A 9,338-nucleotide genomic window follows, 5' to 3' on the forward strand; every position below is an offset into this window, starting at 1 on the left:
CCAGTCCCAGACGGACATGTCGCCTGCCGGGTAGTTCATGCAGACGTCGGTGGCCTTGGCGGCGACGCCCTTGTTGTTGAAGAAGACCTTGGCCCAGTTGCCCCAGTGCGTCGCCACGTTCTCGTAGTAGACGTTGGTGGCGGTGTCCTCCGAATACTGCCGGCGGCCGACCGCGTCGAGGGAGAAGAACCAGTGGATGCGGTCGAAGGCCTGCTGTTGGACGTCGGCCGGTCGGTTGCTGCGGTCGATCATGTACCTCTCGAAGTACACCGGGCTGGTGTCCCTGGCCGCCTGCAGGTACTGCTCGGCATCGCATTTGGTGACGATCAGCCGATGCGGGATCGGGAAGTCATCGGTGGCGTCGGCGGCCGCCGGGCCAGCCAACGCCGTTGCCGTCGCGGCGACCGCCAAGCCCGCAACGGCCATCCGCCTCAGCGACGAGTGCCCATTCGAATGTCGTTGTGACATCACGACTTACCTCCCTGCAGCTGCTCAAGTGATGGCGCTCGTTCGGCGCAGTGAGCTTCGATCGCGCTCAACCGACCCGTGGCCGCCGTCGATGCGTTCTCGTTGAGACGGCGCAGGATCGGCAGCGCGACCTGGGCGGCCAGCGTGAGGGAGAATTCGTCCTCGGACGACAGCGTGTTCAGCAGGTCGGCGAGACGCGCGCGGCGCCCGTCTCGGCGCTGTGCCAGCTTGACTTGCCCGTCGGCTGCGAGTGCCACGACCGCGGCCCTGCCGTCGTCGGGGTCGCTGGATCTCTCCACTAGCCCTTGCCGCTCCAGCCGCTGGATCATCTGCGTCATCGCCGGCTGGGAGATGCCCTCCAGGCATGCCAGCGTCGTGAGCCGGGCCGGCCCCTCGTGCACCAGCCGATTCAAAAGCATTGCCGCACTGCCACTTAGTCCAGTGCGGTCGGCCAGGTGACGCACGGTCAAGTCCATCGCCTCATCGATCACTTCGCCGATGGGGTCACCGCCGTCGTCGAGTCGGGAAGATTCCACGGATTCCACCTTGGATATATATCACGATACTTATGTAGATGCCCAGTAAAGACCGGAGCCGCTCCTTGCTGTGAGAAGGCTGCGAAGTGGCTAGGAAGTCCACGCGGACATGGCGTACCGACAAAGAATGGCCCCGACGTCAGTCGACGTCGGGGCCATTCCCGTACTTCACGTCTCCCTCATCTACATAGTCAAACCTATGCATCTGAGACTTGCTTAGCCCGGCAGACCCTGCTCTTCAACGGGAAGCGGTGCGGGACCCTTGATGCCGGGCACCGCCATCGGGATTGGCGGCGCGGTCGGCGCGGTGGTGACGGTGCTGGTGGTACCCGTCGACATCTCCGAGTCGGCGACCGCCCCCGGTGTGGCCTGGGCGAGGGTCGCCCCAACAATTCCCAGGGTCACCATGGCGCCTCCGGCGATGGCGGCGAACGTCCTTGCGCTACTTGACCTCATGAGGACACTCCTTCTCTAAAGCTCACTAATCGTTCTACGAGAACGACGACGAGAAGGTTCGATTTATTCCGAAGCCGCTAGGAAATCCCTCGTGGTGATTCTTCCCACAGCGCGCCACCAGGCCGTCGATCCAACCCGGTGCGCGCAGGTCACCAGACGCGCACCCAATCGACGAGCATGTCCGCCGGATAGGTGCCGCCCGTGGGATCGCCACCGCCCGAGCCCGCGACGGCAAGGTTGAGCATCGGCGACAGCTGATAGCCGGGGTCGTTGAACGGCCAGTCGTCGAGGGAGTTGGCCGGAACGGTGAAGTACGGTTCGGCGCCGTCGACGTAGTCCCGCCAGAAGTACATTCCACCGTCATTCCACGTGCAGCGCCAGACGTGCCACGCGTTGTCCACGTCGAAGGGCTGCGTGGCGAACGACGTCCCGTCCAGACGAGCGTGGACGGTGGTTCCCGACGGCCAGTTGGCGTTGCCGTACCACTCGACCAGGTCGACTTCACCGCCGCGAACGGGATCGTTGTTCAGCAGCCACCATGCGGGCCAGCACCCCAACGTCAGGCAGTCGAACTTCACCCGCGCCTCCCAAGTGAGGCCGATGCCCCCGCGAAAGGTGCCGGTGAGCTTGCCGCCGAAGTACTTGCCGTTCTCCTTGGTGGCGCGAATGACCAGGTTGGACTTGCCATCGAGGAACACGTTGCGGCGGTCGTTGCGGTACTGCCCCATGTTCTCGGGGCGATCCCAGAACACCGGATTCTTGATGGTCTCGCGGGCCGTCGAAACGATCCACTTCGCCGGATCAGGTGCCGAACCCGCGGGTCCGTCGAACTCATCGTGGAAGAGGAACGGCTGCGCAGCCGTCTGCGGCGGCGGCACCAGGGGTGGTGTCCGGGTTCCCGACGGCTGCGCGCCGGCCACGGGAAGCGGGATCGCGGCGGCCAGCAGGCCCAGCCCCGACAGGAACATTAGGTTTCGACGATCCATCTCCGGCACAGCGACACGATAAAGCAAATGCCGAATGGCGCGCACGTCGCCGCTCTCGAATGGTTCGGGCTTCCCTCCGACGCCGAATGCGCGCGGCAGGTCGGGGCGTCGTGCGACAGTTCCCCGATGACGGGAAGCGTCGCCGTCATCGGGGCCGGACCCGGTGGCCTGGTCGCAGCGCGATGGTTGTTGTCGCAGGGGTTCGAGCCGACGATCTTCGAACAGAATCCGGTACTCGGCGGCCAATGGACGGGACTCGCCGGCCGTAGCGGCGTGTGGCCGGGCATGCACACCAACACCAGTCGCGTCATGACGGCGTTCAGCGATCTCGAGCCGCAGAGCACCGAGGTATTTCCCTCGAGCAGGGACGTCCTCGACTATCTGCATCGATACGCCGAGACGTTCGGCCTGATCCCGCGAATCAGATTCGGCACCGAGGTCGAACACCTGTCCAGGGCCGGCGGCGGGTGGGTGCTGCGGTACGGCGGTGCCGAGGACCGATTCGACCGGGTGGTGGTGGCCAGTGGGAGGTTCCACGAAGCCGCGATCCCGCAAGTGACAGGTCTGCCCACCTTCTGCGGTTCGGCGGGGCTGTCGACCACCTACGACTATCGGAGGCCGAATTCCCTTCTCGGCAAGCGGTTTCTGGTCGCCGGTTGCGCGGTCAGCGCGCTTGAGGTGGCGGCCGAACTGGCCCAGCTGGGCGCCTCGCGGGTCGTCGTCACCCAGCGGCGCCAGCGTTACGTTCTGCCCAAGTTCGCCGCCGGGGTCCCCTCCGACCATCGGATCTTCACGCGATACGGCGTGCTCGCCGCCGAGGCACTGCCCGCGGCAGAGATCGACCGCCAGCTCAAGGAGATCGTCGTCGAGGCGGGCGGCAGTCCTGAGCAGTACGGCGCACCGGCGCCCGACCCGTCCTTGTTCGCCGCCGGTGTCACGCTTAGCCAGCAGTACCTGCCGCTCGTCGCGGAGGGCCGGATCTCGGTGCGGCCGTGGATGACTTCGGTGGCGGGCACGACGGTCGGCTTTGCCGACGGGAGCGCTGAGGACTTCGACGGCATCGTATTCGGCACCGGGTTCGACCTCAGCCTGCCATTCCTGAGTGCGGACATCAGGGCGCTCGTCGAGCTGGACGCCGCGCATTTGGACGCCGACCGCTACACCTTTCACCCCGATCTGCCCGGGTTGGCGTTGATGGGAATGTGGGATCAGTCCGGCGGTTACTTCGTGCCGCTCGAGTTACAAGCCCGGTGGATCGCCTACGTCTGGGGCGGTGCGATCCCGGCGCCGAGCGAGACCGACCAGCGACGTTCGGTGGCCGCCTACCGGTCGAGGCGAGGAACGCCGCAGAAGACCCGAATGAACGTTGCGGCGCTGACCTTTGCCCGCGCCGCAGGTGTCGAGCCGAACCTCGACAACTGGCCGGAACTGCGTCGCGCCCTGTTGTTCGGGCCTCTCGCGCCAAGCTGTTTTCGCCTGGAGGGCCCCGACGCCAGACCAGACGCGCCGGCACGATTCATCCGAGACGCCGCCGCCTTCGGTGCGATCACGTCGAATGAGCTGACCGTGCGCGAAGACGATTACTGGTCATTGGTGCAAGCCGAGACAGCCTCCTAGAGCGGGGGTCGAGACTACGGTTGGCTCGGAGTACCACCGCCAGCCAAAGGAGAGTCGCCGCCCATGACCGTGACCGTCGGGATCGGACCGGTCAGCTTCGACGACGTGGTTTCAGTCGCTCGCGAGGACGCCAAGGTAGTGCTCTCCGAGGAGGCCGCCGCAGCCATCCACGCCAGCCGCGACAAGATCGAGGCGCTCGCCAACGACCCGACTCCGGTATACGGCGTCTCGACCGGCTTCGGCGCGTTGGCGACGCGACACATCCCGAAGGAGAGCCGTACTCAGCTGCAGCGCAGCCTCATTCGCTCGCACGCCGCAGGCTCGGGCCCCGAGGTCGAACGCGAGGTCGTCCGCGCGATGATGCTGCTGCGCCTGTCCACACTGGCCAGCGGCCGCACCGGGGTCCGCCGCGACACCGCACAGGCCTACGCGGACCTGATCTCGACCGGCTTGACACCGGTGGTGCACGAATACGGCAGCCTCGGCTGCTCCGGCGACCTGGCGCCCCTGGCGCACGTGGCGCTCTCGGTGATGGGCGAGGGGTACGTGCGGACCCGCACCGGTGAACTCAAGCCCTCCGCCCACGCCCTTGCCGAACACGGCCTGTCCCCCGTCACGCTGGCCGAGAAGGAAGGCCTCGCCCTCATCAACGGCACCGACGGCATGCTCGGTCAGTTGATCCTCGCGCTGGCCGATCTCGACGACCTCCTGCGACTCGCCGACGTCGCCGCCGCCATGAGCGTCGAGGGCCAACTCGGCACGGACCGCGTCTTCGCCGCCGACCTGCAGCAGTTGCGCCCACATCCCGGCCAGGCCGTCGCCGCGGCGAACATGACTCGGCTGCTGGCCAACTCGGCCATCGTCGCCAGCCACCAGACCCCCGACTGCACGCGCGTTCAGGACGCCTACTCGCTGCGGTGCGCACCGCAGGTGGCAGGCGCGGCACGGGATACCGCCGCGCATGCGCGAATGGTCGCCGAGCGAGAACTGGCTAGTGTGATCGACAATCCCGTGGTCACCCTGGACGGCCGCGTGGAGTCCAACGGGAACTTCCACGGCGCCCCCGTCGCCTACGTGCTCGACTTCCTGGCGATCGTGGTGGCCGACGTGGCCAGCATCAGCGAACGACGCACCGACCGGTTCCTGGACGTCAACCGCAGCCACGGCCTCAACCCGTTCCTCGCCCACGATCCCGGCGTCGACAGCGGCCACATGATCGCCCAGTACACGCAGGCCGGCATCGTCTCGGAACTCAAGCGACTGGCCAATCCGGCGAGCGTGGACTCGATTCCGTCGTCGGCCATGCAGGAAGACCACGTCTCGATGGGGTGGCAGGCGGCCCGCAAGTTGCGCCGCGCCGTCGATGGGTTGACGACGGTTCTGGCGATCGAAGTGCTGACCGCCGCAAGGGGTTTGGACATGCGTCGCCCGCTGACGCCGTCACCCGCCACGGCCGCGGTGATCGGCGCGTTGCGGGAGCGCGTCGAAGGGCCTGGCCCGGATCGCTTCCTGGCTCCGGAGATCGCGGCGGTCGTCGGGCTGGCCCGCTCCGGCGCCCTGGTCCGTGCCGCCGAAGGTGCCGTCGGCCCCCTGCCCTAAGCCGACGGACCGGGCTTACGCAGGCCCATAGAGGTTTCCGCGCCGGACGTCCTCGCGACATTCGACGCGGGACTTCCCGGTCTGCTGGACACAGACGGCGACCTGCTCCTCGATGCCGGCGGGATACACCTGGTCGTTGGGCCCCGCGGTGACGGTGGGCGAGGGCACCACACCCGAAACCAGGGACCACATCACGGTATTCGCGGGTGGCAGGCGGGCGCAGTAGGCCTTCTCGCCGGTGGCGGAGACCCCTGCCGCGCCGAGGACTTCGCAGTCCGCGCCGACGAGGACCACCGGCACCGCAGGCGAGGACGGCGACGGTTGGGCAACGGCTTCGCTCTGATGACGTGCGATGAGGATGCCTGCGACGACGCCTCCGACCAGCAGCAGCCCAACCAGAATCGCGGAAGCGACGCCCAGCCACCGCATCCGGCCCTTGGCTGCTCGCCCGGCAGGATGCCGCGACGCGGAGGGGCGCGCCAGCATCGTGTCGTCGACGTCGGAGGCGCACCCGTCGAGATGCCGAGCCAGGGCATTGGCGAAGTCGGCGCAACTGTCAAAACGGTCGGCCGGTGACTTCGCGAGTGCCTTCGACAGCACGGGACCCAGCTCGGACAGTTCGGGCCTGCGATCCGCGATCGCCGGTGGCGGGGCGCTGACGTGCTGGCTGATCACGACGGCAGGATTGCGGTCCAAGTACAGGTGCGCGCCGGTCAACAACTCGAATGCCGTTGCCGCCAGCGAGTATTGGTCGGCCCGACCATCGAGGGTCTGACCCATCAACTGTTCGGGCGCGGCGTAGGCGACCGTGCCGACCGCCATGTTGGTCTCGGTCAGCCCGCTGGCGTCGTCCACCCGACGCGCGATCCCGAAGTCCGCCAGCAGCGCCCGCCACCGGTCGGAGTCCATGTTGGCCAACAGGATGTTCGCGGGCTTGACGTCACGGTGCAGCAGGTCGCGATCGTGGGCGTAGTCCAGCGCGTCGGCGACCTCGGTGATGATCCGCACCACGTCGCCGGCGGGCATCCCGCGGCGATACTCCTTCTCGAGGAGGAGCTGACCGGCATCCGTGCCCTCGACGTAGTCCATCGCGATCCACAGCCGCCCCTCGTCCTCGCCTCGGTCGTGAATGGCGACGATGTTGGGGTGCCACAGCGTGGCGACGTTCTGGGCCTCGCGATTGAAGCGCTCGCGATACTCGGCATCGGTCGAAACCTTCACCGCCATCACCTTGAGCGCATCGCGACGCGGCAACCGGGGGTGCTCGGCCAGATACACCTCGCCCATGGCGCCCGCGCCAAGCATTCGCACGATGGTGTATCCGGCGAACGTCTCACCGGCGACTAAGGGCATGCGAGGGATGATACGGAGCGGGGTGCGCCGGCCGTGCGGATCGATACGCCTTCCGCGGCGCGTCGCGGATGAAACCGCGCGGTCGGCCATCAGGGCGGGGCCGTGTGGCCTTGGAAGGAACGGCTACGTCGCCGGCGCGGTGAGGTCGTACACGGTGTCGGACCCAACGGTCGTCGGCGTGAAGTTGGCGGCGACCCACTTGGCGATGTCGGTGTGCGCCGACCGGCCGCCGAATCCACCGGGCCGGTGGTTCTCGGTGGCCGCGACGTAGTAGCCGATCCGGTGATTGGCGACGTCCTGCTGGAATTCGCCGAGCGTCGGCGCCGGGTCGCTGCCACCGAACCCGCCGATGGCCATCACCGCGGTATCCGTGGACAGCTCGAGACCTGCCGCGGCATTCGACCGGTCGATGGCCGCGGAGAAGTCGGTCTTGGTGGCCCGCAGCATGGCCTCCAACTGCGCGTTGTCGGCGTCCTCCCCCCAACCCCCGCCGTGGTGTCCCTCCTCCTGGGCCGGTCCGACCATGGCCATGCCACCGTTGTGGGACTGGCCGATCGTCGCGACCGAGTAGGCGGCGGCGCCGAGCACCGCACCGATCAAGCCGACCGCCAGCGCCGCACCCGCGAACCGCCGCCGTGTCGTCGATCCCAACGAAACGACGAGGCCGACGGTCGCGACCACGGTCACCGCCAGGATCGTCCAGCGCAGGGCCGGGAACCAGTCCCCGTTGCGACCGAGAATCCACCAACTCCACATCCCGGTCCCGACGATCATCGCGGCCAGACCGCCACGGCCGAACCAGGAATCTCGTCGTCCCCACATCTCGTGCACGCCGATCGCTAGCATGCCGCAGACGGCGGGCACGAAGGAGAGGCAGTAGTACGGGTGGACCATCGTCTTCATGTAGCTGAGCACCAGGCCGTCGACCAGCATCCAGACCCCGAACACGATGGCACCCGCCCTGGCCAAATCGGTCCGCGGCGCGCGGCCGCGCGAGACCAACACCAGGGCAAGGGCGAGCAGTGCCGCAGGCAGTAGCCAGCCGATCTCGAAACCGAACTCACCGGTGAAGAGCCGGGTCAGCCCTTGCGAGTTGCCGCCGAGACCGCCGAAGCCACCGTGATGGCCGTGATTGACCTCGAACGGGGTGTCCGCCGCCGCGCCGATCACGGGGTTGAGTTGAAAGTTGTTCTTGCCTGCGGAGTTACTGCCGAGAACGCGGGCGAAGCCGTTGTAGCCGAGGACCAGGTTCATGAAGTTGTTGTCCGTCGAGCCGGCGATGTAGGGCCGCGACGACGCGGGCCACAGAAGCGTCAGCACGACGTACCAACCCGCCGAGAGAAGGAACGCGCCCAGCGATCCGACGAGGTGCAGCAGCCTCTTACCGACGGTGGTCGGCGCGGCGATCAGATACACCAGGCCGATCGACGGCATCACCATGATGCCTTCGAGCATCTTGGCCAGGAACGCGAAGCCAAGCGCTACGCCGGCCAGTGCGATCCACCTGGCGCTGGCGTGCTCCACCGCCCGCACGGCGCAGTAGACGGCGGCCATCATCAGCAGCACCATGACCGCGTCGGGATTGTTGTAGCGGAACATCAGCGCCGCGACGGGAGTCAACGCGAATGCCGCCCCGGCGAGCAGTGCTGCGTTCGGTCCGCTGATCCGGCGAACCGCGGCGTACAGCAGTGCGACGGTGGCGACCGCCATCAGAGCTTCGGGGATCAACATGCTGGCGCTGCTGAACCCGAAGATCTGGCCGGACAGGCCCATGACCCACTGCGACACGGGCGGTTTGTCGACGGTCATGAAGTTTTGGGTGTCCAGCGAGCCGAACAGCAACGCCTCCCAGTTCTTCGAACCGGCCTGCGCGGCGGCCGCGTAGAACTGATTTCCCATCCCGTTGACGGTGATGTTCCACAGGTACATCACCAACGTGGCGATGAGCAGGGCGCCGAAGCCGATGCGGTCCCAGGTCTGGCGGGTGAACCGTCGCGAGGCGGTGGATTCGACCGTTTCGCCGCTAGCCGGAACGGGCAGTTCCAATGTCGTTGTCACACTGCCAGTTAGGCAGTCGGACCGTGGACGGACCTGTGAGGACGGGGTGAGACGCCTGGGATGGGTGCATCATTTCGATAACCGCCAGCTACGAAGCGGATCGGTTCGCCCCGGTGAGATGACGATTCGAATCTCAACCCGCGACGAGCGCCATACACTCGCACCATCAGTGGAAACGGGCTCAAAGAGGAGCGATGCACATGACGATGACCGAACCGGACGTCCAGGCCAGCACATCTTTCGATGATGATGTCGCCGCGACGCA

At 67.0% G+C, this 9,338-nt stretch carries 8 protein-coding genes; 2 read left to right on the forward strand and 6 right to left on the reverse strand.

Features of this window, described 5'->3' with window-relative positions; genetic code table 11:
* From QOD90_RS11240 to QOD90_RS11255, 4 genes are all read right to left on the reverse strand, one after another.
* Positions 1 to 426, reverse strand: a 426-nt coding sequence (locus QOD90_RS11240; protein WP_526349626.1) for a DUF5078 domain-containing protein, incomplete at its 3' end; no start/stop codon positions are given.
* Between the two features lie 41 nt (positions 427 to 467).
* Positions 468 to 1,004: a MarR family winged helix-turn-helix transcriptional regulator gene (locus tag QOD90_RS11245; protein WP_526349614.1), complete on the reverse strand. Its 537-nt coding sequence runs from the start codon at positions 1,002 to 1,004 to the stop codon at positions 468 to 470.
* 216 nt (positions 1,005 to 1,220) lie between these two features.
* Positions 1,221 to 1,460, reverse strand: a complete 240-nt coding sequence (locus QOD90_RS11250) for a hypothetical protein (protein ID WP_526349616.1) — start codon at positions 1,458 to 1,460, stop codon at positions 1,221 to 1,223.
* A gap of 149 nt (positions 1,461 to 1,609) precedes the next feature.
* Positions 1,610 to 2,446 carry a glycoside hydrolase family 16 protein gene (locus tag QOD90_RS11255; RefSeq protein WP_526349628.1) on the reverse strand — a complete coding sequence of 279 codons (837 nt, stop codon included), beginning with the start codon at positions 2,444 to 2,446 and terminating at the stop codon, positions 1,610 to 1,612.
* A gap of 27 nt (positions 2,447 to 2,473) precedes the next feature.
* Here QOD90_RS11255 and QOD90_RS11260 point away from each other — a divergent pair, with 27 nt between their 5' ends.
* Entirely contained in the window at positions 2,474 to 4,063 is a 1,590-nt protein-coding gene (locus tag QOD90_RS11260) for a flavin-containing monooxygenase (protein WP_526349618.1), read from the forward strand.
* Positions 4,064 to 4,126: 63 nt separating this feature from the next.
* The gene (gene hutH, locus QOD90_RS11265; RefSeq protein WP_526349620.1) at positions 4,127 to 5,662 is read left to right on the forward strand and encodes a histidine ammonia-lyase; all 1,536 of its coding nucleotides are present in this window, start codon (positions 4,127 to 4,129) and stop codon (positions 5,660 to 5,662) included.
* A gap of 15 nt (positions 5,663 to 5,677) precedes the next feature.
* On the opposite strand, the gene QOD90_RS11270 is transcribed toward hutH, so the two are convergent.
* Positions 5,678 to 7,015: a serine/threonine-protein kinase gene (locus tag QOD90_RS11270; protein WP_526349622.1), complete on the reverse strand. Its 1,338-nt coding sequence runs from the start codon at positions 7,013 to 7,015 to the stop codon at positions 5,678 to 5,680.
* A 123-nt stretch (positions 7,016 to 7,138) separates the two neighbouring features.
* Positions 7,139 to 9,073 (reverse strand): ArnT family glycosyltransferase, encoded by a 1,935-nt coding sequence (locus QOD90_RS11275; RefSeq protein WP_526349624.1) that lies wholly within the window; start codon positions 9,071 to 9,073, stop codon positions 7,139 to 7,141.
* Between the last annotated feature and the right edge of the window lie 265 nt (positions 9,074 to 9,338).

The sequence above is a fragment of the Mycobacterium sp. genome (assembly GCF_032161845.1).
Taxonomy (GTDB): Bacteria; Actinomycetota; Actinomycetes; order Mycobacteriales; family Mycobacteriaceae; genus Mycobacterium.

What these genes read in the sequence shown, in the direction of transcription:
- hutH (WP_526349620.1), top strand. Translation starts at nt 4,127, where the DNA reads ATGACCGTGACCGTCGGGATCGGACCGGTCAGCTTCGACGACGTGGTT.
- QOD90_RS11250 (WP_526349616.1), bottom strand. Translation starts at nt 1,460, where the DNA reads ATGAGGTCAAGTAGCGCAAGGACGTTCGCCGCCATCGCCGGAGGCGCC.
- QOD90_RS11255 (WP_526349628.1), bottom strand. Translation starts at nt 2,446, where the DNA reads ATGGATCGTCGAAACCTAATGTTCCTGTCGGGGCTGGGCCTGCTGGCC.
- QOD90_RS11260 (WP_526349618.1), top strand. Translation starts at nt 2,474, where the DNA reads ATGCCGAATGGCGCGCACGTCGCCGCTCTCGAATGGTTCGGGCTTCCC.
- QOD90_RS11270 (WP_526349622.1), bottom strand. Translation starts at nt 7,015, where the DNA reads ATGCCCTTAGTCGCCGGTGAGACGTTCGCCGGATACACCATCGTGCGA.